Annotated in this window: 26 protein-coding genes; 10 read left to right on the top strand and 16 right to left on the bottom strand. The window is 68.4% G+C overall.

Annotated elements, in window-relative coordinates:
- Positions 1-18: 18 nt before the first annotated feature.
- The gene (gene xseA, locus J0I47_RS00565) at positions 19-1,404 is read right to left on the bottom strand and encodes an exodeoxyribonuclease VII large subunit (protein WP_294044497.1); all 1,386 of its coding nucleotides are present in this window, start codon (positions 1,402-1,404) and stop codon (positions 19-21) included.
- On the opposite strand from xseA, the gene purD reads away from it, so the two are divergent.
- Positions 1,403-2,710, top strand: a complete 1,308-nt coding sequence (gene purD / locus J0I47_RS00560) for a phosphoribosylamine--glycine ligase (protein WP_294044496.1) — start codon at positions 1,403-1,405, stop codon at positions 2,708-2,710. The genes xseA and purD overlap by 2 nt on opposite strands.
- 59 nt (positions 2,711-2,769) lie before the next feature.
- The gene (locus J0I47_RS00555) at positions 2,770-3,606 is read left to right on the top strand and encodes a hypothetical protein (RefSeq protein WP_294044495.1); all 837 of its coding nucleotides are present in this window, start codon (positions 2,770-2,772) and stop codon (positions 3,604-3,606) included.
- A gap of 188 nt (positions 3,607-3,794) precedes the next feature.
- Here J0I47_RS00555 and J0I47_RS00550 read toward each other — a convergent pair whose 3' ends face one another.
- The 3 genes from J0I47_RS00550 to J0I47_RS00540 all read right to left on the bottom strand — a co-directional run bounded on the left by J0I47_RS00550 (position 3,795) and on the right by J0I47_RS00540 (position 5,948).
- A complete protein-coding gene (locus J0I47_RS00550; protein WP_294044494.1) occupies positions 3,795-5,093 on the bottom strand; it encodes a hemolysin family protein in 1,299 nt (432 codons plus the stop codon).
- Positions 5,094-5,258: 165 nt separating this feature from the next.
- Positions 5,259-5,687 carry a nucleoside deaminase gene (locus J0I47_RS00545; RefSeq protein WP_294044493.1) on the bottom strand — a complete coding sequence of 143 codons (429 nt, stop codon included), beginning with the start codon at positions 5,685-5,687 and terminating at the stop codon, positions 5,259-5,261.
- 21 nt (positions 5,688-5,708) lie between these two features.
- Positions 5,709-5,948, bottom strand: coding sequence for a hypothetical protein (locus tag J0I47_RS00540; protein ID WP_294044492.1), 240 nt, complete (start codon positions 5,946-5,948; stop codon positions 5,709-5,711).
- A gap of 163 nt (positions 5,949-6,111) precedes the next feature.
- On the opposite strand from J0I47_RS00540, the gene rpmB reads away from it, so the two are divergent.
- Complete coding sequence (gene rpmB, locus J0I47_RS00535; protein WP_294044491.1) at positions 6,112-6,402, top strand: 50S ribosomal protein L28; 291 nt, start codon at positions 6,112-6,114, stop codon at positions 6,400-6,402.
- Positions 6,403-6,478: 76 nt separating this feature from the next.
- Here rpmB and J0I47_RS00530 read toward each other — a convergent pair whose 3' ends face one another.
- Both J0I47_RS00530 and J0I47_RS00525 read right to left on the bottom strand, forming a co-directional pair.
- Positions 6,479-7,243, bottom strand: coding sequence for a hypothetical protein (locus J0I47_RS00530; RefSeq protein WP_294044490.1), 765 nt, complete (start codon positions 7,241-7,243; stop codon positions 6,479-6,481).
- A complete protein-coding gene (locus tag J0I47_RS00525; protein WP_294044489.1) occupies positions 7,240-8,070 on the bottom strand; it encodes a hypothetical protein in 831 nt (276 codons plus the stop codon). Before J0I47_RS00525 ends, J0I47_RS00530 begins: the two co-directional genes overlap by 4 nt.
- 154 nt (positions 8,071-8,224) lie before the next feature.
- On the opposite strand from J0I47_RS00525, the gene lipB reads away from it, so the two are divergent.
- From lipB to J0I47_RS00510, 3 genes are all read left to right on the top strand, one after another.
- Positions 8,225-8,911 carry a lipoyl(octanoyl) transferase LipB gene (gene lipB / locus J0I47_RS00520; RefSeq protein ID WP_294044488.1) on the top strand — a complete coding sequence of 229 codons (687 nt, stop codon included), beginning with the start codon at positions 8,225-8,227 and terminating at the stop codon, positions 8,909-8,911.
- Between the two features lie 72 nt (positions 8,912-8,983).
- Entirely contained in the window at positions 8,984-9,214 is a 231-nt protein-coding gene (locus J0I47_RS00515) for a hypothetical protein (RefSeq protein WP_294044487.1), read from the top strand.
- A 184-nt stretch (positions 9,215-9,398) separates the two neighbouring features.
- A complete protein-coding gene (locus J0I47_RS00510; RefSeq protein ID WP_294044486.1) occupies positions 9,399-10,073 on the top strand; it encodes a hypothetical protein in 675 nt (224 codons plus the stop codon).
- 42 nt (positions 10,074-10,115) lie between these two features.
- On the opposite strand, the gene queE is transcribed toward J0I47_RS00510, so the two are convergent.
- The 7 genes from queE to J0I47_RS00475 form a co-directional block, all read right to left on the bottom strand.
- Positions 10,116-10,757, bottom strand: coding sequence for a 7-carboxy-7-deazaguanine synthase (gene queE / locus J0I47_RS00505; RefSeq protein ID WP_294044485.1), 642 nt, complete (start codon positions 10,755-10,757; stop codon positions 10,116-10,118).
- 10 nt (positions 10,758-10,767) lie between these two features.
- Entirely contained in the window at positions 10,768-11,460 is a 693-nt protein-coding gene (queC, locus tag J0I47_RS00500) for a 7-cyano-7-deazaguanine synthase QueC (protein ID WP_294044484.1), read from the bottom strand.
- A 325-nt stretch (positions 11,461-11,785) separates the two neighbouring features.
- Positions 11,786-12,685, bottom strand: a complete 900-nt coding sequence (locus J0I47_RS00495; RefSeq protein WP_294044483.1) for an Hsp33 family molecular chaperone HslO — start codon at positions 12,683-12,685, stop codon at positions 11,786-11,788.
- Positions 12,686-12,841: 156 nt separating this feature from the next.
- A complete protein-coding gene (gene argF / locus J0I47_RS00490; protein WP_294044482.1) occupies positions 12,842-13,762 on the bottom strand; it encodes an ornithine carbamoyltransferase in 921 nt (306 codons plus the stop codon).
- Positions 13,763-13,912: 150 nt separating this feature from the next.
- On the bottom strand, positions 13,913-15,109 hold the full coding sequence (locus J0I47_RS00485; RefSeq protein ID WP_294044481.1) for an aspartate aminotransferase family protein: 1,197 nt from the start codon (positions 15,107-15,109) through the stop codon (positions 13,913-13,915).
- Between the two features lie 138 nt (positions 15,110-15,247).
- Complete coding sequence (locus tag J0I47_RS00480) at positions 15,248-15,709, bottom strand: hypothetical protein (RefSeq protein WP_294044480.1); 462 nt, start codon at positions 15,707-15,709, stop codon at positions 15,248-15,250.
- 106 nt (positions 15,710-15,815) lie between these two features.
- Positions 15,816-16,625, bottom strand: a complete 810-nt coding sequence (locus tag J0I47_RS00475; RefSeq protein WP_294044479.1) for an ABC transporter permease — start codon at positions 16,623-16,625, stop codon at positions 15,816-15,818.
- A 103-nt stretch (positions 16,626-16,728) separates the two neighbouring features.
- On the opposite strand from J0I47_RS00475, the gene J0I47_RS00470 reads away from it, so the two are divergent.
- From J0I47_RS00470 to J0I47_RS00455, 4 genes are all read left to right on the top strand, one after another.
- Positions 16,729-17,412: a GcrA family cell cycle regulator gene (locus tag J0I47_RS00470; protein WP_294044478.1), complete on the top strand. Its 684-nt coding sequence runs from the start codon at positions 16,729-16,731 to the stop codon at positions 17,410-17,412.
- A gap of 35 nt (positions 17,413-17,447) precedes the next feature.
- On the top strand, positions 17,448-17,669 hold the full coding sequence (locus J0I47_RS00465) for a hypothetical protein (protein WP_294044477.1): 222 nt from the start codon (positions 17,448-17,450) through the stop codon (positions 17,667-17,669).
- 48 nt (positions 17,670-17,717) lie between these two features.
- Entirely contained in the window at positions 17,718-19,703 is a 1,986-nt protein-coding gene (gene parE, locus J0I47_RS00460) for a DNA topoisomerase IV subunit B (protein ID WP_294044476.1), read from the top strand.
- A gap of 65 nt (positions 19,704-19,768) precedes the next feature.
- Complete coding sequence (locus J0I47_RS00455) at positions 19,769-20,995, top strand: hypothetical protein (protein ID WP_294044475.1); 1,227 nt, start codon at positions 19,769-19,771, stop codon at positions 20,993-20,995.
- 59 nt (positions 20,996-21,054) lie between these two features.
- Here the strand turns inward: J0I47_RS00455 and J0I47_RS00450 are convergent, their stop codons facing one another.
- Genes J0I47_RS00450 through apaG form a run of 3 tightly spaced genes read right to left on the bottom strand, consistent with a single transcriptional unit; the run spans position 21,055 to position 22,251 of the window.
- On the bottom strand, positions 21,055-21,321 hold the full coding sequence (locus J0I47_RS00450) for a hypothetical protein (protein ID WP_294044474.1): 267 nt from the start codon (positions 21,319-21,321) through the stop codon (positions 21,055-21,057).
- Positions 21,294-21,851, bottom strand: coding sequence for a GNAT family protein (locus tag J0I47_RS00445; protein WP_294044473.1), 558 nt, complete (start codon positions 21,849-21,851; stop codon positions 21,294-21,296). The genes J0I47_RS00450 and J0I47_RS00445 overlap by 28 nt, the downstream gene beginning before the upstream one ends.
- A gap of 1 nt (position 21,852) precedes the next feature.
- The gene (gene apaG / locus J0I47_RS00440) at positions 21,853-22,251 is read right to left on the bottom strand and encodes a Co2+/Mg2+ efflux protein ApaG (protein ID WP_294044472.1); all 399 of its coding nucleotides are present in this window, start codon (positions 22,249-22,251) and stop codon (positions 21,853-21,855) included.
- Between the last annotated feature and the right edge of the window lie 6 nt (positions 22,252-22,257).

Here is a 22,257-nt window from a genome sequence, read left to right as displayed (position 1 = left end):
CTCGCGGTTTACGGCGCTTTACAGCAAGGTCGGCTGCTCGGGGGCGGGTTTGCCATAGGCCTTGGGCGCGGCGCCCTCAACCCGTGCGGCGACCTCGCCGTCCCCGAAATGGAGCACCAGCGCGCCGGCCTGGCGCGCGGCCGCTGCGCTCGACACGACGCCGCCCGCGCCCTTGCCGCCCCGCGCCGCGACCCAGGCATAGCCGCGGTCGAGCACGCGGGCGGGATTGAGCGCCTCGACCAGCTTGAACGTATCATCCAGCCGCTGCCGCGCCGCCGCCAGCCGCTGCGCCAGCATCGCCGGGCGCAGCGCCCCGGCCGAGCGGTCGAGCTGCCCGCGCGCCAACGTCACCCGCCGCTCCAGCGCGCGATCGAGCCGCCCGCCCGCCTCGTCCGCGCGCTGGCGTTGCGGCCCGAGCAGCGCGTCGCGCTTGGGCAACAACCGCGCCTGCGCCTCGACTCGTTCGCGCCCGCGCTCGACATAGCGCCGCGCGCACCGCTCGCTGCGCTGACCGTACGCGTCGAGCGCCAGCCTTAGCTCGGCCAGCACCGGCACCGCCAGCTCCGCCGCCGCGGTCGGGGTCGGCGCGCGCAGGTCGGCGGCGTGGTCGGCAAGCGAGGTGTCGGTCTCATGCCCCACCGCCGAGATCAGCGGGATCGAGCACGCCGCGATCGCGCGCACCACCACTTCCTCGTTGAACGCCCACAGATCCTCGATCGAGCCCCCGCCGCGCGCGACGATGACGAGGTCCGGCCGGGGCACCGTCCCGTCCGCCGCCAGCGCGTCGAAGCCGCGGATGGCCGCCGCCACTTCCTCGGCCGCCCCCGCCCCCTGCACCTTGACCGGCCACACCAATACGCGCGTCGGGCAGCGGTCGGCCAGGCGATGGAGAATATCACGGATCACCGCCCCGGTCGGCGACGTCACCACGCCGATCACGCGCGGCATGAACGGCAGCGGCCGCTTGCGGGCCGGGTCGAACAGCCCCTCCGCGCCCAGTTGCTGCTTGAGCTTTTCGAGCAGCGCCATCAGCGCCCCCTCGCCCGCCAGTTCCATGCGGTCGATCACCACCTGGTATTTCGACCGGCCGGGATAGGTGGTCAGCTTGCCCGTCGCGACCACCTCGACCCCGTCCTGCGCGGCGAACGGCAGCAGCGCCGCCTGCCCCTTCCACATCACGCCGTCGATCACCGCCTGGTCGTCCTTCAGGCAGAGATAGACGTGCCCCGACGCGGCGCGTTTGTACCCCGAAATCTCGCCGCGCAGCCGGACGCGACCAAACTCGCCCTCGACCATCCGCTTCAGCCGGCTCGACAGTTCGCCGACCGTCTCGGCTGCGGAATTGTCGCCGGGCATCGCCTCGGCTACCAGCCGCGCGTCTTTGTCGAAATAGGGGTCGGGCATGAACGTCCTGCTGATCGGGTCGGGTGGACGCGAACATGGGCTTGCGTGGAAGCTGGCGCAATCGCCGATGCTCGACCGGCTGAACGCGGCGCCGGGCAATCCGGGGATCGCGGAAGCGGCGGAGGTGGTCGCGATCGACGTGACCGACCATGCGGCGGTGATCGATTTCTGCCGCACGCGCGACATCGGGCTGGTCGTGGTCGGGCCGGAGGCGCCGCTGGTCGCCGGGATCGCCGACGACCTGGCCGCTGCCGGCATCCGCGTGTTCGGGCCGAGCAAGGCGGCGGCGCAGCTCGAAGGATCGAAGGCGTTCACCAAGATGCTGTGCGACCGCGCCGGCATCCCGACCGCCGGCTATCGCGCGGTGCAGTCGCTCGACGAGGCGCGCGCGGCGATCACAGCGTTCGGCGTGCCGGTGGTGGTGAAGGCGGACGGCCTGGCGGCGGGCAAGGGCGTGACGGTGGCGATGACGCTGGCCGAGGCGCACGCCGCGATCGAAGCTCTGTTCGCCGAGCCCGGCGCGAGCGCGGTGATCGAGGAATTTCTGGACGGCGAGGAAGCCAGCCTGTTCGCGCTGACCGATGGGGAAACGATCGTCCCGTTCGGATCGGCGCAGGACCACAAGCGCGTCGGCGACGGCGACACTGGCCCCAATACCGGCGGCATGGGCGCTTACAGTCCCGCGCGCGTGCTGACCGCGGAACTTGAGGCACGTGCAATTGCCGAGATTATCGAGCCGACGGTCCGCACCTTGGCGGAAGAGAAGAACTGGTTTTCGGGCGTCCTCTATGCCGGGCTGATGCTGACCGCCGAGGGGCCAAAGCTGATCGAATACAATGCCCGGTTCGGCGATCCCGAATGCCAGGTGCTGATGATGCGGCTGGAGAGCGACCTGTTGCCGCTGATGCTGGCGGTGGCGGAGGGGCGGCTGGCCGAGGCGCCCGCGCCGGTCTTCGCCGATGAGGTCGCGCTGACGGTGGTAATGGCGGCGAACGGCTATCCCGGCACGCCCGCGACCGGCGGCGCGATCCGCGGGATCGAGCAGGCCGAGGCGAACGGGGCGAAAGTCTTTCAGGCCGGGACGAAGCTCGCCGGCGGCGAACTGGTCGCGGCCGGCGGGCGCGTGCTCGCGGTCACCGCGACCGGGCACGACGTCGCGGCGGCACAGGCCGCCGCCTATCGCGCGGTCGACGCGATCGACTTCCCCAGCGGTTTCTGCCGGCGCGACATCGGCTGGCGGGCACTTTCCGGCGACGCGGCCGTTGCGGTATCGACGCGCGAACACGAAGGGGCAGTCAGACGATGAATCCTCCAGCACAGACGCCGGGCGGCGCCGCCGCGCAATTCTTCAGCTGGACGGTAATCGTGCTGATTCTGCTGGCGATCGGCGCGGCGGTGGTGATCGCCGGGATGATCTACGGCAACTACCTCGCGCGCCAGCGCCACAAGGCGATCGACGCCGCCGAGGAACGCGCGGAGGAAGCGGGCGTCGAGCCTACTCCCGCGCCGACATCGGGCGACGTGGCGCCGGCGCCGGAGGTGGCAAAGGAAGCGGATCCGGCCGATCGGGCGGTGGAGGGGGCCCGGCCGGCGTCAGAGCCGAGGCCCGCGCCCAGCGCCAAGGCGGCGCCTGCTCGCTCGCTACGTGACGAGAACGAGCCGACGCCCGACGCGTCCGAATCGGAACCGGCTCACCCTCACCCTTCCGCGGCTGCATCGCTCCCTCCCTCTCCCGATGGGAGAGGGAAGGGGCCCGCCGCCGAAGGCGGTGGGAAGGGTGAGGATGAAGCGACAGAGATCGATTCGGCGTCCAAACCTGTCGCCGAGGATAACGCTGCCCAGCCCGAACCGACACCGATCGCGGCCGTAGGTTCCGAGCCGGCTACTCCCCCCGCCCCCGCCCCGATATCCGAGGCCATCACCCCGCCGGCAGCGCCGGCCCCCGAAGCCCCCCTCACCGGCGCCCTCGCCCTCACCACGATCAAGGGCCTCGGTCCCAAGGTCGCCGCCTTGCTCGCCGAACGCGGCGTCACGCGCGTCGATCAGCTCGCCGCGCTCAGCGATGCCGACGCGGCCGCCCTCGACGCCCAGCTCGGCACCTTCGCCGGCCGCATGACCCGCGACCGCTGGCTCGACCAGGCGAATCTGCTCGCCAGCGGCGACACCGCCGCCTACGAAGCGGAGTTCGGGAAACTGGGGTAAGTCGGCTCGACGCCCATCGCCCCGTTCACCGTCCTTCATTGTCCGTCCCCAACCCGGCGGAAGCCGGGGCCCAGTTGGGGGACGATCATGAGAAACGCTGCGCCGTCACCGCCGCCATTCCAACTGGGCCCCGGCGTTCGCCGGGGTGGGGGCTTCGGATGTCAGCGCAGCGTATACGAACTGCGCGCCTAACCCCGCGCCCGCGACACCAGCAACTTGTCGATGCGGCGTCCGTCCAGGTCGACCACCTCGAACGTCCAGCCCTGTTCGGTGACGCTTTCGCCCTCGCCCGGCAGGCGGCGGAAGGCAGCGAGGGCGAAGCCGGCGGCGGTCGCATAGTCGCGGTCGTCGGGCAGGTCGAGGTCGAGCTTTTCCGCCAGCAGGTCCGCCGACGCCGACCCCGCGACCAGATAGCTGCCGTCGTCGCGCTGGACGAAATCGGGCGCCTCGTCGGGGTCGGCGTCCGACGCGAACTCGCCGGCGATCGCCGCCAGCAGGTCGGCGGGCGTCACGATCCCTTCGAAATGGCCGTATTCGTCGTGGATCAGCGCCATCGGCACGTCGGCGCGGCGCAGGCGGACGAGCGCGTCCATCGCGTCGAGCTGGTCGATCACGACCGGCGCGGCCCGCATCAACGCCTTCAGGTCGAGCGGATCGCCCTTGATCGCCGCCGCGACGATGTCGCGCGCCTGGACCACGCCGATCACCGCGTCGACCGACCCGTCGGCGACCGGCAGCCGCGTGTGCGGGGACGCCGCCAGCCGCTCGCGAATCCCTTGCGGGTCGAGCCGGACATCGAGCCATTCGACCTCGGTCCGCGGCGTCATCACTTCGCGCACCGGGCGGTCCGCCAGCCGGACGACGCCGGAGATGATCGAGCGCTCATGCTCCTCGATCACGCCCGACTTGGACGCTTCGGCGACGATCAGATGAAGCTCCTCCGCCGTGACCTGGTCCTCGCTCTCGCGGCGCATGCCAAGCAGCCAGAAGATCGCCTTGCTGGTCGAATCGAGCAGCCACACGACCGGCGCCGCCGCCTTCGACAGCCACGTCATCGGCATCGCGACGATCGCCGCGATCGGTTCCGGCGAGCGGAGTGCAATCTGTTTCGGCACCAGTTCGCCGACGATCAGCGAGACGAAGGTGGTGACGCCGATCACCAGCACGAAGCCGACCGTCTGGGCGGTCTCGTGGCTCAGTCCCAGCGGTTCGAGCCGGTCGGCGGTCGGCCCGCCCAGCGCCTCGCCCGAATAGGCGCCCGACAGGATCGCGATCAGCGTGATCCCGACCTGCACCGTCGACAGGAACTTGCCGGGGTCGGCCGCCAGCGCGATCGCCGCGCGCGCGCCGTGGCTGCCGGTCCGCGCCATCGCCTCCAGCCGCGCTTTCCGCGACGAGGCGATGGCGAGTTCGCTCATCGCGAACACGCCGTTGACCGCGACGAGCACGAGGATGATGACGACGTCGATCCAGGGATAAGGCGCCATGATATGCTGGACCCTATAGGGATGACCTCGCGCGACGCAAATCACCTCCGTCATGCCGGGCTCGTCCCGGCATCCACCGTGCGGCACGCGCCGTCGCCAAAGGGTCGATCGATCGCACTTGCGGCATGGTGGACCCCGGCACAAGGCCGGGGTGACGATGTAGAATTATCGTCGCCGCGCGAAAAACCCGCGCAGCAACGCCGCCGCCTCGCCTTCACCGATGCCGCCATAGACGTCCGGCCGGTGGTGGATCGTCGGTTGTCCGAACAGCCGCGGGCCGTGTTCGACCGCCCCGCCCTTCGGATCGCTCGCGCCGTAATAGAGCCGCGCGATGCGGGCATGGGCGATGGCGCCGGCGCACATCGCGCAGGGCTCCAGCGTCACCCACAGGTCGCAATCGCTCAGCCGGTCGTCGCCGATCGCCGCCGCCGCCGCGCGGATCGCCAGCATCTCGGCATGCGCGGTCGGGTCGTGCTGCGCACGCGGCGCGTTGGCCGCGGTCGCGACGACGCGGTCGCCCAGCATCACGACGGCGCCGACCGGCACCTCGCCCGCGTCGGCCGCCGCCTGCGCCGCATCGAGCGCGGCGCGCATCGGGGGCGGCAGGCGCAATGGTTATTGCGCGGGCGCGGTCGGCGACGGTGCCGGGCCAGGCTTGTTGATCTGGACCTTGGGCACTTCGATCACCTTGTTCTCCGTCCCCACGCTGACCGTCGCCATGTTGGCGGTGATGTCCGGCGGCGTCCCCGTCACCTTGATCGACCCGACCGAGCCGCCCAGCGTCAGCATCCCCGTCCACAGCAACACGATGACGACGATCGCGGCGATCGCGATCAGGCCAAGCAGAAAGCGCATCATTCCCTCCTGGAAAATCGAGTCGTTATCGTAATAAACTCATCGGCGCGAGGCTGGTTGCGTGGACGGCCAGCGAATCTGTTGACCCGCGCCGCGCTTCCCGCTATCGGCGCGACCTTTCCGGGGCCAGGCACGTCTTGGCCCGAAACTCAGGATTAGACACATGTCGCGCATTTGCGAGCTGACCGGCAAGGGCCGGCAGGTGGGCAACAACGTTTCCCACGCCAACAACAAGACCAAGCGGACGTTCCTGCCCAACCTGCAGAACGTGACGCTGATCTCCGACGCGCTGGGCACCAGCGTGCGGCTGCGCGTGTCGACGCACGGCCTGCGCTCGGTCGAGCATGTCGGCGGCCTCGACAACTGGCTCATCAAGACCAGCGACGACGACCTGTCGCTGCGCGCACGTCGGCTGAAGCGCGACGTCAAGAAGAAGCTGAGCGCCGCGGCGTAACCTTCTCGCTTCGGCTGCGGCCGGATCGCGATCTTCATCGGCCCGCCTCTCCACCGGAGGGGCGGGCTGATCGCGTTCAGCCGAGCCTGCGCCAGGCTGCGACCTGGATCAGCGCCAGCGCGATCCCGCCCGTCGCCAGCACCGCCGAGGTCGCGACGTCGACGATCGCCCGCGCGACCGGGTTGGGCGCGTGCAGCGCCATCCACTGGTCGGCCAGCACGGTCGGCATCGTCAGCAGATATTGCGCGATCACCAGCCCCAGGATGACCGTCGCCAGCATCAGCATGTTGCCGCGCGTCGCGCGCACGCTCCGCCCGATCGCGGCCAGCGCGCCGATCGGCCGCTCCGCCAGGATCGCCGGCCCGACCAGCAGCATCCGCGCCGACACGAGCGCGGTGATCGGGAAATAGAGCAACGGCACCACCGCCAGCGTCAGGAACTGCGCCATGCCCAGCGGCAGCATCCACGCGATCGTCGCAAGGATGAACCGCCACGACAGCGTGAGCGCCGTCACCAGCGCGCGCCCGACGCTCGGCCGTTCGGGCAGCACGTAGCAGGCGACGATCGCGAACTGCCCGAACATGGCGACCAACACGACCAGCACATGCCACCCGCCATAGCGCGACAACCAGTCGGCGATGATCGTCAGCGCGGCCTGCACGCCGGGATCGTTGGGGTCGGAACTCGTGATCGGCGGCAAATCGGGCAGCGCCGGCACCAGCAGCAGCAGCGCCAGTTGCGGCAGGAACAGGAACGCCCCCGCGATCGCGGTCAGGATGGTCCAGTCGGTCCGCCACGCCGCCCAGGCGTCGGCGAGTACCGTCGATGCGCGCAGCCTCACGCCGTGGTTCGCTCCACACCCGGGCCGGTCACCGCACAGTACAGTTGCGCGGCGAAGGTCGCGACGATCACGGTGAAGGCGGTGCGTACCGCCGCGACGATGATCGCGAGCAGGATCGAGGTCACCGCATACGGCCCGGCGCCGGGCGCGAGCAGCCGCAGGATCGCGCCGATCGCGCTCGACGCCGCCATCCACGCGATCACATAGACGATCCCGAACACCAGCCACACGCCGATCAGCTTCCAGGTAATCCCGGCGCTCAGCCGGAACGCCCGGCCGATCGCGCCGACGCTACGGCGCTCGGCGACGATCACCGGATACAGCATCGTCAGTCGCACCGATACGAACACCGCCGCCACCGCGAACAGCACGCCGTAGAGCGGCAGGAACCAGCCGACGGCGTGGAACTGCCCCGCCGTGGCGGCGGCATCGCACCCGCCGCGCATCGCGCCGGCGCCGGCCGGCATCGCCAGTGCGAGCGGTATCGCGACGATCGCGAACGCTACGAAGATCACCAGCATCGCCGCGATCGCGCGCCACAGCCCCGCGGTTGCGGCGCGATGCGCGGGCCCCGCGCCGCCCTCAGGCGCCAGCACCAGCGCCGACAGCGCGAGCTGCGCCCATAGCGTCGGCAGCACCAGCACGACCCCGGCCACGCCTGCGACCAGCGGGTTGATGCTGTCGTCGCACGCCTGTGCCGCGCCGGAGATCACGTTGCCGATCGACAATGGCAGCAGCAACGCGAGCAGCGCGACAGGCACGATCGCGCGGGCATGGTCGCCGACGAACGCGACGGTGCGGTCCCAGATGTTGCCCATGTCGACCATCGCGCGCCTCCCCGAACCTTGATCGCCCTGCCTTAGCCGAGCGACACAGCGACTGCCATCGCGATTTGCGCGAGGCCGCCATTTCCGCCGTTCGCGCGGTCGCCGCACCGCGATCGTTGTTTTCCGCCGCGCCACCCCATATCGCAGGCCGGCCATGACCCTCGCCCCGCCCGACGACATCGAATGGCGCGTCTCGCCCGAGCCGGTGCCCTATGCCGAGAGCCTGGCGGCGATGGGGGCGCGCGCGGCGGCGGTGCGCGACGGGACCGCGCGCGAGCTGATCTGGCTGCTCGAACATCCGCCGGTCTATACCGCCGGGACCAGCGCCGACCCGGCCGAGCTGCTCGATCCGCGCTTCCCGGTGGTCTCGGCGGGGCGCGGCGGGCGCTATACCTATCACGGGCCGGGGCAGCGCGTCGGCTATCTGGTGCTCGACCTCGACCAGCGCGGGCGCGACGTGCGCTGTTTCGTCCACGAGCTGGAGAACTGGCTGATCGCGACGCTCGGCGATTGCGGCATCGCGGCGCGGGCCGAGCCGGGGCGCGTCGGCATCTGGACCGGGACAGGCACGGCGGAAGCGAAGATCGGCGCGATCGGCGTGCGGGTAAAGCGCTGGGTCACGCTCCACGGCTTTTCGGTCAATCTCGACCCCGATCTTACGCATTTCGGGGGCATCGTGCCGTGCGGCCTGCCCGACTATCCGGTGACCAGCGCCGCCGCACTGAGGGTCGCGCTTTCCGCTACGACATTCGACGATGCGCTCGCCCGGCGGCTGCCCGGTTTCCTCGGCGGGTTGCGCCGGAAAGCAAATTTGCTTGAGCCGACCGCCAATAGCGATTAATGCCCAGCGTGATTTGGGTATTAAGGGGGCCCACCTCTAAGCCAAATCCGTTACCTTAAGGGAGCTTCCAAAATGCGTTCTTTCATCGTCCTCGCCGCCGCCGCCCTGGCGGTCGCTGGCTGCGCCAAGACCGAGACCACCAACACGACCGAAGTCAACACCGCGACGGAGGTGACCAACACCACCGACACGATGACCCCGTCGATGGACGCCATGAACGGCACCGACATGAACGCCGCCGGCGCCATGACGACCAACACCACGACCACGACGACCAACACCACGACCGGCAACGCGATGTAATTCGCTTGCCGTCCGCGCGCGGCGACGCGCTGGCGGATGGTGTGGTTGAGGAAGGGGCCGTCCGACCATCGGGCGGCCCCTTTCGATTCGCCGAAGTTCGTGCGAAAAAACGACAAAAGTGTTTGGGTGCCCGCACGAAGCGCCGTAGAGAATGGCGGTCGAACGGGGGTTCGAAGGGACGGGGATGACAATCGTGCGTTGCATGGTGGGCCTGATGGTCGCCACGGGTCTGTGCGCCGGGACGCCGGCATCGGCGCAATTCTTCATGAAGTCGTACGATTTCCGCGGGGCGCCGGTGACGGGGCTGGAGCCGGAACTCGGCATGACGCTGCCCGGGGCGACCCCGGCGGAAGTCCGCGCGGGACTGGTCTGGAACCTGCGCGCCGCGCTCAACGTCGCCGCGCTGCAATGCGATTTCGCGCCGTCGCTGCTGACGGTCGATCATTACAACGCGCTGCTGCGCGACCATGGCACGGAGCTGACGGGGGCGCTCAACGCGCTCACCGGCTATTTCACGCGGGTCAACAAGACCAAGGCGGCGGGCCAGGCAGCGTTCGACAAGTTCGGCACGCGCACCTATTCGGCGTTCGCGACGGTCAGCGCGCAGTATAATTTCTGCCAGACCGCGAGCGAGGTCGGCCGCGAGCTGATCTTCGCCAAGCGCGGTGAGATGGGCGACGTCGCGGTCAATTACATGCGCCAGATGCGCAACAGCCTGATCCCTTACGGCGAGCAGCAATTCCCGCGCTATATGGTCGTGCTGCCGTCGAGCTATCCCGATACCGATCCCAGTTGCTGGAAGCGCGACGTCTATTATCCGAGCGAGTGCGGCCGTCAGGGCAAGAAGAAGAAGCGGTAGCAGCGGCGGACCGCGCTCGCCGCCACATGGGGGGAGCGCGTCCTACCGCAGGCCCAGTTGCTTGTGCGCCTGCAACGTCAGGCGCCAGCGCGGGCGGTCCATCACCAGCGCGATCGCCGCCGCCATGCTCGCCGCATTGCCGGCCGCGTCGCCGGTATCGAGCGGCTGCACCAGATGGTGCGCGAAGTCCCACGTCTCGATCGCGGCGACATCGCTGCCCGGTTGCGGCCAGACCAGCTTCAATTCATCGCCCGTGCGCTGCACCACGTCGCTCCCCGCCTTGGGGCTGACGCAGAGCCAGTCGATCCCGGAATGCGCAGCGAGCGTCCCGTTGCTCTCCATCGCGATCGTGAACCCCGCGCCGTGCAGCGCATCGACCAGCGCGTCGTCGACCTGCAACATCGGCTCGCCCCCGGTCAGCACGCAGAAGCGTTCCGCCGTCCCCTCGCCCCACATCGCCGCCGCCGCCATGGCCAGCGCCGCCGCATCGGCGAACTTGCCGCCGCCATCGCCGTCGGTCCCGACGAAATCGGTGTCGCAGAAGCGGCAGATCGCCTGCGCACGGTCCTGCTCGCGCCCCGACCACAGATTGCACCCGGCAAAGCGTACGAACACCGCGCGGCGTCCGGCCTGCACGCCCTCCCCCTGGAGCGTCAGGAACATCTCCTTGACGGCATAGCTCATGCCCCGATCCTCAGGGCCGTGTCGCGTAGGCGGTCGGGTCGGCGATGCCCGCTTCCTCGAACCCCTTGGCGCGCAGCCGGCAACTGTCGCACAGCCCGCAATGCAGCCCGCCCGGCGCCGGGTCGTAGCACGACCAGCTCAGCCCCATGTCCAGCCCCAGCCGCGCGCCCTCGTGAACGATATCGGCCTTTGACAGGTGCTGGAGCGGGGTGTGGACGCGAAACCGCTCGCCCTCGACCCCGGCCTTGGTCGCCAGCGCCGCCATCGCCTCGAACGCCTGGATGAATTCGGGCCGGCAGTCGGGATAGCCCGAATAATCGAGCGCGTTGACCCCGATCGCCAAGTCGCGCGCGCCCGCGGCCTCCGCCCAGCCGAGCGACAGCGAGAGGAAGATCGTGTTGCGCGCGGGCACGTAGGTGACCGGGATGTCCGCGCCGACGCCGCCCTTGGGAACGTCGATCTCCGCGGTCAGCGCCGACCCGCCAAACGCGCGCAGGTCGAGCGGCAGCACGACGTGCCGCTCCGCCCCCAGCACGTGCGCGATACGGCGCGCGGCGGCGAGCTCGATCTGGTGGCGCTGGTTGTAATCGACCGACAGCGCGAGCAGGCGATAGCCCCGCTCCTTCATCCACGCCGCGGTCACCATCGAATCGAGGCCGCCCGAAATCAGGGCGACCGCCAGGGGTCGTTGTTCGTCCTTCATGATTTCCCGCGCGCTAGGCGCTTCGAGCCGTGGCTGCAACCCAGCCGCATCCTTCCCCGCCAGGGGAGGTGGTGCCGAAGGCGCCGGAGGGGGCGGATACGAAACGATAGTTGGTCTCTGACCCCCCCTCCGACAGCTACGCTGACACCTCCCCCCTTGCGGGGGGAGGATTTGGTTTTTCCGCCCTACGCTACAAAGAAAAGGGCCACCCCTTGCGAGATGGCCCAGTCTGGACGCTTCCATGCGTCTAACAGGGAGAAAAGCATGCCCGAAAGCAATGACGGGAATATGGCAGAATAAGTCTAAACCTCGGCTTAACGCGCGCTCACGCGTCGGCGGGAACCGGAAAGGCGCGCGCGCAGAACTTGCAATCGACCTGGATCATGCCGGCCTCGTCGGCCATCTCGCGGCGATCTTCGGGCGTGAACTTGGCGAGGACGCTGGCGATGTAAGCGGGGTCGCAGCGGCACCCCTTGGTGATCGCGGTGCGCGCGAGCAGGCGGACTTCGTCCTCCTCGTTGAACAAGCGCCAGATCAGCGTCTCGAACGGCAGTCCGAGGTCGGCGAGTTCGTCGGCGGCGACGGTCTGGCCCAGGATCGCGACATGCTCCCATTCGGGATGGTCGAGCCGGGTGTGCAGCCGCTCGCGCCCGTCCTCGCCCTCGGGCAGGTGCTGGAGGAACAGCCCGCCGGCGACGTGCCGCCCGGCGGTGTCGCGCTTGGTGTCGATACGGATCAGCGTCGGAATCTGCTCGGACTGGACGAAATAGCTCTCGGCCGCCTGCGCCATCGTCTCGCCGTCGAGCGGGACGATGCCCTGATACCGCTCGCCCGACGACGCGAGGTCGAACGTGATCGCCAGATATCCCTCACCGAACAGCGCGAACAGGGTCGGGTCGGCGGGCGCCTCGGCCAGCCGGTCGGCGTCGTACTGCACGTACCCGCGCAGTTCGCCACCGCGATAGTCGCACACCAGCAGCGTGACGACGCCGGCCTGGGTCTGCGCCTGCAACGTCAGCTGCCCGGACGGATCCTTCAGCGTCGCGCCGATCAGCGCGGTCAGCGTCAGCGCCTCGGCCAGCAATGCCTCGATCGCGGGCGGATAGGCATGCGCCGACAGGATCGTGTCGAGCACCGACCCCACTCGCACCATCCGCCCGCGCGCATGCCGGCCGGGAAGGGTGAAGCCGATCGCTTCGTCGATGTCGGGGGTGTGGTCGGTCACGGCAAATCCTCAAAACGTCATCCCCGCGAAAGCGGGGACCCATCTCCCGCGCTAACCGCGCATCACAGCCGTCGTGATCGTGGAAGTCGTCGGAAATGGGTCCCCGCTTTCGCGAGGATGGCGGCTATTTGGTGAGCGGGATGCGCGCCCGCAACCTCAACCGATCTGCCCGAAGCACCAGCGCAGGATCGCTTTCTGCGCATGCAGCCGGTTCTCCGCCTCCTGCCAGATCAGCGATTGCGGGCCGTCGATCACGTCGGGCGTCACTTCCTCGCCGCGATGCGCGGGCAGGCAGTGGAGGAATTTCGCGTCGGGTTTCGCCGCCGCCATCAGCGCGGCATCGACCTGGAACGGCATCATCGCCGCCAGCTTGGTCTCGGCATGCGCCTGGCCCATCGAGATCCAGGTGTCGGTGACGACGACGTCCGCGCCCTCGACCGCTTCCTTCGCGGTGCCGACGATCGTCGCCCGCCCCTGCCCCAGCGCGACGTCGGCGTCGGAGGGCTGGAACCCCTGCGGACAGGCCGCGACGACGTCGAAGTGCATCAGCCCGGCGGCTTCCATGAACGACGCCAGCACGTTGTTGCCGTCGCCCAGCCACGCGACCTTCAGCCCCGGCAGCGACCGCCCGCTCTCGATGATCGTCTGGAGGTCGGCGACGATCTGGCAGGGGTGCGAATAGTCGGTCAGGCCGTTGATGACGGGCACGCTGGCGTATTCCGCCATCTCGACGACCTTGGCATGATCGTCGGTGCGGATCATGATCGCGTCGCAATAGCCCGACAGGATGCGCGCGGTGTCGGCGATGCTCTCGCCCCGACCCAGCTGCATCTGCCCGGCGTCGGAGATGATCGCCGCCCCGCCGAGCTGGCGGATCGCCGCGTCGAAGCTGAACCGCGTGCGCGTCGAGTTCTTCTCGAACACCATCGCGAGCACGCGCCCGCTAAGCGGGGCGTCGGCATCGGGCTTGCCCTTGGGCCAGCCGGCCCGCGCCGCCTTGCGCTCGATCGCATCGGCCAAGATCGCGGCGACGCCGTCGGGTCCGGCATCGGAGAGGTTGAGGAAGTGGCGCGTCACTGTCCCTCTCCCACTGGGAGAGGGAAGGAGCCGCCGCAGGCGGCGGGAGGGTGAGGACAGGTCGGAACGGCTAGCGTCTCGACCCAGCCCTCACCCCGCGCCGCTGCGCGGCTTGCCCCTCTCCCCAGGGGAGAGGGGTGATGGATACCGTCAATCATCGCTCGGCCCTGCGAAGGTCCGGGCGCCTTCGCTCAGGCGCTCGATGCATTCGGCGATGTGCGATTCCTCGATGACGAGCGGCGGCAGGACGCGGAACACGTTCTCGCCCGCCGCGACCGTCAGCAGGCCGTGATTGTCGCGGAGATGCGCCACGAAATCGCGGCTGACCGCCGGCTCCTTCATCTTGATGCCGAGCATCAAGCCCTTGCCCCGGATTTCCTCGAACAGATGGTCGTGGTTCGGGATCAGCTGCTCGAACGCGGCGCGCAGGCGGTCGCCCATTGCGGTCACATGCTCCAGGAACCCCGGCTCCTGCATCACGTCGAGCACCGCCTCGCCCGCCGCCATCGCCAGCGGATTGCCGCCATAGGTCGAGCCGTGGGTGCCGATCACCATGCCCTTGGCCGCTTCCTCGGTCGCGAGGCACGCGCCGAGCGGGAAGCCGCCGCCGATGCCCTTCGCCACCGTCATGATGTCGGGGGTGATGCCGTAATGCTCGTACGCCCACATCTTGCCGGTCCGGCCGTAGCCGCACTGGATCTCGTCGAGGATGAGCAAGAGCCTGTGCTCGTCACACGCCTGGCGCAGGCCGCGGATGAATTCGGGCGTACCGGCAGTCATCCCGCCCTCGCCCTGCACCGTCTCGACCAGGAAGCCGGCCGTCTCGCCGTCGATCTTCGCCAGCGCACCCGCTAGGTCGTTGAACTTCACATAGTCAAACCCGGGCAGCAACGGCTCGAACCCGTCGCGCATCTTGGCCTGGTCGGTCGCGGAGATCGCGCCGATCGAGCGGCCGTGGAACGCGTTCTTGAACGTGACGAGCTTGTGCCGCTCCGGATTGCCGTTGACGTAGTGATAGCGGCGCGCGGTCTTAATCGCGCACTCGATCGCCTCGACGCCCGAATTGGTGAAGAACACCGTGTCGGCGAAGCTCATGTCGACGATGCGCTGTGCGAGACTCTCGCCCTGCGGACTGCCGTAGAGGTTCGACACGTGCATCAGCGTCGCCGCCTGGTCGGCGATCGCCTTGACCAGCTTCGGATGCCCATGCCCCAGCGCGTTGACCGCGATGCCGGCGGCGAAGTCGAGATACTGCTCGCCGCGCTCGCCGTAGAGATAGACCCCCTCGCCTCGCACCGGCCGCACCCCGCACCGCGGGTAAACGGGCATGAGCGGGGTGATCGTCACGGGCCTGACTCCTCATAAAAATGCAAAAGGCGGCCCCGGAATGGGACCGCCCGGCGCGCGCATTTACTTGGGGGGGACGGCGAGCGTCAACACCATGCGAAAACGGCGGGTGTCGCCACCCGCCGTTCGGTCGCTCGACTACCAGCCGCGGGGCGGCGGCGGCGGTCCCGGAGGGCCGGGCGGCGGCGGGGGCGGCGCACCGGGGCCGCGATCGCCATAGCCGTCATCGCCATATCCGCCGTAGCCGTCGCTGTAGCGCAGCCGCTGCAGGATCTCGCGCCCGCGCATGTCGATGTCGCGGCGCTCGTCCCAGCTATAGCCGTCGCGCTGCGCCCGCCAGTCGCGGCGTTGGAGGTCGTCGACCGCGCGACGCAGCGCCCACGCCTCGCGTCCCGACACGCGCCCGCTGCGGATAGCGCGATCGACCGCATAACGGACCTGATCGACCGACACGCGATCGGGGCGATAGCCGCCCTGTCCGCCATGGTGCCACGCCTGCGGGCCGTAATTGGCGTCGGGATAGCCATAGGATTGCGCCATCGCCGGAACCGCGACCAGCGCGGCGCCGAGGGCGGCGATCGAAACGAGAGCCTTACGCATAACCTACCTCCTTGGCACCATGTCGGTGCTGGAGCCGGTCTAGGCGAGTCGCGATGCGTGCAGGCTGAATGCGGCGTGCAGCCGCCGTTCAGCCGGATGGCGCGGGTCAGCTCTTGATCTTCCACCCCTTGGCGAGGAGCGTGTAGCAGACGATCGCGAGCACGACGTCGAGCCCGAACACCGCCACGCTGCCGACCACGATCGGCGAATCGGCGGTGCCGAGGAACCCGTAGCGAAAGCCCGAGATGATGTAGAAGAACGGGTTCATATGGCTGAACGCGCGGAACGCCGGCGCCAGCCGGTCGACCGAATAGAAGGTGCCCGACAGCAACCCGAGCGGCACGATCACGAAATTGGTCACCGCCGCGGCATGATCGAACTTGTCCGCCCAGATCGAGGTCAGGACGCCGAGCAGCGACAGGAACATCGCGCCCAGGAACCCGAACCACACCACCGCCCAGAGATGCTGCGGCCAGACCCCGACGCCGTACAGCGCCATCGCCGCCCATACGATCGCTCCGACGAAGAACGCCCGCGTCATCGCGCCCCCGACCAGCGCCGCCAGCAGTTCAAGCGTGGACAAAGGCGGCATCAGGTAATCGACGATCGTCCCCTGGATCTTGCCGACCAGCAACGAGAAGCTGGCATTGGCGAAGGCCGGGCCCATCATCCCCTGGCTGATGATGAGGCCGGGGGCGATGAAATCGGCGAACGGGATGTCGACGCCGCCGACCGTGACCGGCCGCTTCGCCCCCGTCGCGATGGTGAAAACGACCAGGAACAGCAATGTCGTCGCCGCCGGCGCCCAGATCGTCTGCAGGTGCACCTTGAAGAACCGGCGCACCTCCTTCACATAGAGGGTCTTGAGGCCGCCCCAATTCACGCTTCGGATCACCGGAACGCCGGGCGGCGTCATCGCAAGGTTTTGATGAGCGGGAGTGGGCGCGTCCATGACCTGGGCAGTTAGGCCCGGATGCACGCACCCGCAACCGCCCGCGACGAGTTTGAAAGGACCAAGGATGAGCTGGACCGACGAGCGGATCGACTCGCTCAAGAAGATGTGGGAAGCGGGCCAGACCGCGAGCCAGATCGCCGAGGCGCTGGGCGGGGTCAGCCGCAACGCCGTGATCGGCAAGGCGCATCGCCTGGGGCTGCAATCGCGGCCGTCGCCGGTGAAGGCGAACGACAGCGAGGCCGCGGCGCCTGCCGCCGCACCCGCCGCTGCCGCCCCGGTCAGGAAGCCAGCCGCCGCCGCGCCCGCGGCCTCGACGCCCGCTCCGGCGGCACCCCCCCGCGCGCCCATCAACACCGCGCCGCCGATCACCACCGTCACCGAAGTCGGCGAGCCCGCCGCCGCCCCGCCGCAGCCGATCCTGCGCTCGGTCGGTCCCGGCGGCTTCGTGCGTCAGGCGCCGGGCGAACAGCAGCCGCCGATCGCCCCCGCCCCGCCCCGCCGGCTGGTCCCGGCCAAGCCGTCGCCCGAAATGGCCGACAAGACCAGCCTGCTCGATCTGAACGACAAGGTCTGCAAATGGCCGCTCGGCCATCCCGGCGAACCCGATTTCCATTTCTGCGGCGAGAAGGTGAACCCCGGCTTCCCGTATTGCGTCGCGCATTGCGGTCACGCCTACCAGGCGCAGCTCCCCCGCCGCGACCGTCGCCCCCCACCCCCGCTGCCGTTCGGCGGCCCGCGCGTGCGTTAATGGGCTTCGCAGGGTTTCGGCGGTAGATTGCGCGAATGAGCGACACCGCCAAACTCACCTACGAACTGCTGAAGCGGCTCCATGGCGAGTTTGCGGACTTTCGTCGCGACATGGCGTCGGTGAAGATGCGATTGTCGTCACTGGAGCAACATGTCGCGACGATGGCGGTGGATATCGCGCGCATCAATGTCGAGCTCGACCAGATCCGGGGCGACGTCGGCCTCGTCAAACGCCGCCTCGACCTCGCGGACGCCTGATCGGCGATACGCTTGCACGCGTAACTCGCCACCCCCTATACGTTCCGCATGTCCGACGACCTGTTTGAAGGCGGCACATCCAGGCCGACCAGCGATTACGACGCCTCCTCGATCGAGGTGCTGGAGGGACTCGAGCCCGTCCGGCGGCGCCCCGGCATGTATGTCGGCGGCACCGACGAGCGCGCGCTGCACCACCTAGCCGCCGAAATCCTCGACAATGCGATGGACGAGGCGGTCGCGGGGCACGCGACGCGGATCGAGGTCACGCTGGAGGCGGGTAACCGCCTGACCATCGTCGACAACGGGCGCGGCATGCCGGTCGACGAGCATCCCAAGTTCCCCGGCAAGTCGGCGCTTGAAGTGATCCTGTCGACGCTGCACTCCGGCGGCAAATTCTCGGGCAAGGCGTATGCGACATCGGGCGGGCTGCACGGCGTCGGCATCTCGGTGGTCAACGCGCTGAGCGAGGACACGGTGATCGAAGTCGCGCGCAACCGCGAGCTGTTCCGCCAGCGTTTCTCGAAGGGACAGACGCTGGGGCCACTCGAAAGGCTCGGCCCGACGCCCAACCGGCGCGGCACGTCGGTCGCTTTCACGCCCGACCCCGAGATTTTCGGTCCCGAACTGCACTTCAAGCCGACGCGGCTCTACAAGCTGGCGCGGTCGAAGGCGTATCTGTTCGCGGGCGTCGAGATTCGCTGGAAGTGTGCGACGGAAATCATCACCGACGACACACCGACCGAGGCGGTATTCCAGTTCCCCGGCGGCCTCGCCGATCACCTGAAGGAACAGATCGGCGATCGCGAGACCGCGACGGCGCAGTTCTTCGCCGGCAACCAGGACTTTCCCGGCGAGCAGCAGGGGCGCGTCGAATGGGCGGTCGCCTGGCCGCTGTGGAGCGACGGTAGCTATAGCTGGTATTGCAACACCATCCCGACGCCGGACGGCGGCACGCACGAAGCGGGCCTGCGCGCGGCTCTCGTTCGCGGCATCCGCGCGTTCGGCGAACTGGTCGGGCAGAAGCGCGCAAAGGACATCACCGCCGACGACGTGATGACGGGCTGCGAGCTGATGCTCTCGGTCTTCATCCGCGACCCGCAATTCCAGAGCCAGACCAAGGACCGCCTGACCTCGCCCGAGGCGGCCGGGCTGGTCGAAAAGGCGGTGCGCGACCATTTCGACCATTTCCTGTCGGACAATATGGACCGCGGGAAAGCGCTGCTCGGCTACGTGCTCGAACGGATGGACGAGCGCCTCCGCCGCAAGCAGGAGCGCGAGGTCAAGCGCAAGTCGGCGACCAGCGGGCGCAAGCTCCGCCTGCCCGGCAAGCTGACCGACTGTTCCGCCGACGATCCGGCGGGGACCGAGATCTTCATCGTCGAGGGGGATTCGGCCGGCGGCTCCGCCAAACAGGCGCGCGACCGCAAGACTCAGGCGATCCTGCCGATCCGTGGCAAGATCCTGAACGTAGCCTCTGCGACATCAGCGAAAATCCTGGCCAATACCGAGATCGCCGACCTGATCCTCGCGCTCGGCTGCGGCACGCGCAAGGACTGCCAGCCCGACAACCTCCGCTACGAACGCGTCATCATCATGACCGACGCCGATGTCGACGGCGCGCACATCGCGACGTTGCTGATGACGTTCTTCTTCCAGGAAATGCCCGACATCGTGCGGCGCGGGCATCTCTATCTCGCGCAGCCGCCGCTCTATCGCCTGACCGTCGGCGCGAAGTCGCTCTACGCGCGCGACGACGCCCACCGCGCCGAGATCGAACGAACCGTGTTCAAGGGCAAGAAGGTCGAGGTGTCGCGGTTCAAGGGGCTGGGCGAGATGAACCCGGGCCAGCTCAAGGAAACGACGATGGCTCCGACCAGCCGCGGCCTGATCCGCATCACTTTGCCCCAGGAATATGAGGAGCGCGCCGGCGTGAAGGACTTGGTCGACCGCCTGATGGGCACCAACCCCGCCCACCGCTTCGCCTTCATCCAAGAAAACGCGGCCCGGCTGGACGAGGAAGCGATCGACGCGTGACGGGAACTATCTTCCGACGAGCAAAGGTATCGGCTAGTCTTGGGTCGGTCATACGGAGGTCGTCGATGTTGCGTGTGCTGCCCATTGTCGCCCTGGCGACCGCCACACCGGTATTTGCCCAGGAAAAGCCCGCCGATACCAGCGGCAATACGGTCGTCGTTACGGGCGTACGATTGCACGATCTGCAAAAAAACCTTGACGCGTGCCTCGCGCGCAAATGTCCTCCGAACGAAGACATATCCGCGACGATAAAGGTTGCCGAACAGCAGTTCGTCGATGGCAAATATGCCGATGCCAGCGTGACGCTGCGCAAGTCGCTCGGCCGCAACAGGGGTTTCGCCAAAGATTACCCGGTCTCGGTATCTTATCTTTATCGGGCCAGTTATCGGGTCGCCGAGCATCTGGGCGACGCCGATACCTACATAACCGGCGTGTACGGCTCGCTTCGCTCGCTGAAAGCCGGGTTAGCCGCAGACGACTATCGCATCTTGGGCGCCGACCTCGAGGTCGGCGACATGCTGGTGCGTTTTTATCGCTACCACGAAGCCATCGACCGCTACACCCTCGTGGAGAAACGAGCCGCGGCGCTGGGCCTGCTCACCGTCCAAGGACTGGCACGTTTTCGCATCGTCGGCCTGTATAGCCAACTCGCCAGTCATCCTCCCTATCGCTACAAGACCGAGGCGAAGAAGGCGGCGGCCTGGCTGATCGACAATCCCGATCCCCGGATGAAACCGTTTGGCGAGGCGGCGCGGATCACCATTGCGATGCTCGATGCCAAGACCGGCGATCCCGGGGCCGTCGACCGCCTGATCGCAAATTTCCGCACGGACAAATCGGTAAAGGCGCCGATCCTCCTCTACGCTCCGCCGTACGATTACATCGAAGGCGATGCACGGGCCAGTTCAGGTGGCACAGTTTCAGATATGGAATTGGTCGCGCGTCAGAATTTCGACGGCGAATGGGTCGACATTGATTTCTGGGTGGGACCGGATGGACACGTGTCCGATGTCGATGTGTTGCGCGCCGGCAAAAAAGGAACGCCCACATGGATCGCCCCGATCATCAAGTCGATCCGGGGCCGCCGCTACGCGCCCCTCAACATGGACGCGTCGGCGCCCGGGGTTCTGCGAGTCGAACGATATACCCTGACCGCTCGGGTCGTCGATGCATCGATCGGGTCGCATATTCCGTCTCGCGAGGCGACCCCGCAAATCGAAACACTTGATCTGTCGGTCGATCCGACCGCCGCCCCCGACGGCAGCACGAAGTTGCAAAAAGCGAAACAATAATGGCCAACCGCTGACTATGCAGTTGGTATAAACGGTAGCGTCCTACGAGACGTGGAACGTCAATCGCCGCGCATTCGCGCCGCGTGGTAGGCCGTGCGCAGCGCGATCGCAGTGAGCATCAGGAGTGCGCCGAGCGCGATGACGACGATCACCGCGACGCTCGGCACGTGCGGCCACAGCTTCGCGCGGAGCAGGGCGAGCGCCACGCCGGCCAAGGTGATCGCGACGCCGCCATAACGAACGCCGCGCGCGATACGGCGCAACTCCTGCCGGTACGCGATGCGCTCGGTGGGATCGTTCAGGTTCGGTGGCGGGCGGCGGTCCATTCGGGTTCCAATAAGCCCCAGATCAGGCTGTCGCGCACGCCGATATGCGTCTCCCACTCGGCGCGCAAGCGCGCCTCCGGCGTGAAGCCCAGCCGCTCGAGCACGCGCGTCGACGCGGTGTTGTCGGGATCGGTATCGGCGAACACCCGCCGCTGTCCTTCGGCGAACAGCCGGTCGAGCAACGCCGCGACCGCTTCGGTGACGATCCCCTGCCCCCAATGCGCGCGTGACAGGAAATAGCCGATCTCGGTCACCTTGCCCTGGCGCTTTTCGTAGCTCGCAACCGTGCCGATCGCGGTATCGTCGCCGGTCCGCGTGATCGCCCATGCCCGCCAGTCCGGTGCAGCGGCCCGCTTCGCCACCTGCTCGCGCGTTTCCGCGATCGTCCTGGTGGCGGGGTGGCTGCCGTACATCGTGGCGTCGACATCGGCATACATCGGGTGCAGCGCATCGGCATCGTCGGCGCGCAGTTGCCGCAGCACCAGCCGCTCGGTCGTCAGGGTCGGGACCCGCGGACCCTCCCGCTCCATGTCACGCCCCGACCGCCGGCGCGACCAGGGCGAAGCGCGGGATCGCGACGTCGAAGGTCGATCCGTCCTCCGCGATCATGTGATAGCTGCCCTCCATCCGCCCGGTCGGGGTCGCCAGCGGACAGCCGGAGACGTAGTCGAACGAGGCGCCCGGCGCGATCACCGGCTGCTCGCCGACCACGCCCTCGCCCTCGACCGCATGGCGCGCGCCGCGGCCGTCGGTGATGATCCAGTGCCGCGTCAGCAGCTGGACCGCGGTCGATCCGTCATTCTCGATCCGGACGTGGTAGGCCCAGAACCAGCGCCCGCGCGCCGGCTCCGACTGTTCGGGCAGGTAGCTGACCGACACGCGCACCGTCACCTGTCGCGTTTCCGCGACGTTGGGGAACAGCGCCGTCATCGCGCC

Origin of the sequence: Sphingomonas sp. (genome assembly GCF_017304635.1) — a bacterium.
Classification (GTDB): Bacteria; Pseudomonadota; Alphaproteobacteria; order Sphingomonadales; family Sphingomonadaceae; genus Sphingomonas.
Note: the sequence above shows the minus strand (reverse complement) of the source record. Positions and strands in the feature narration are given on the sequence as shown.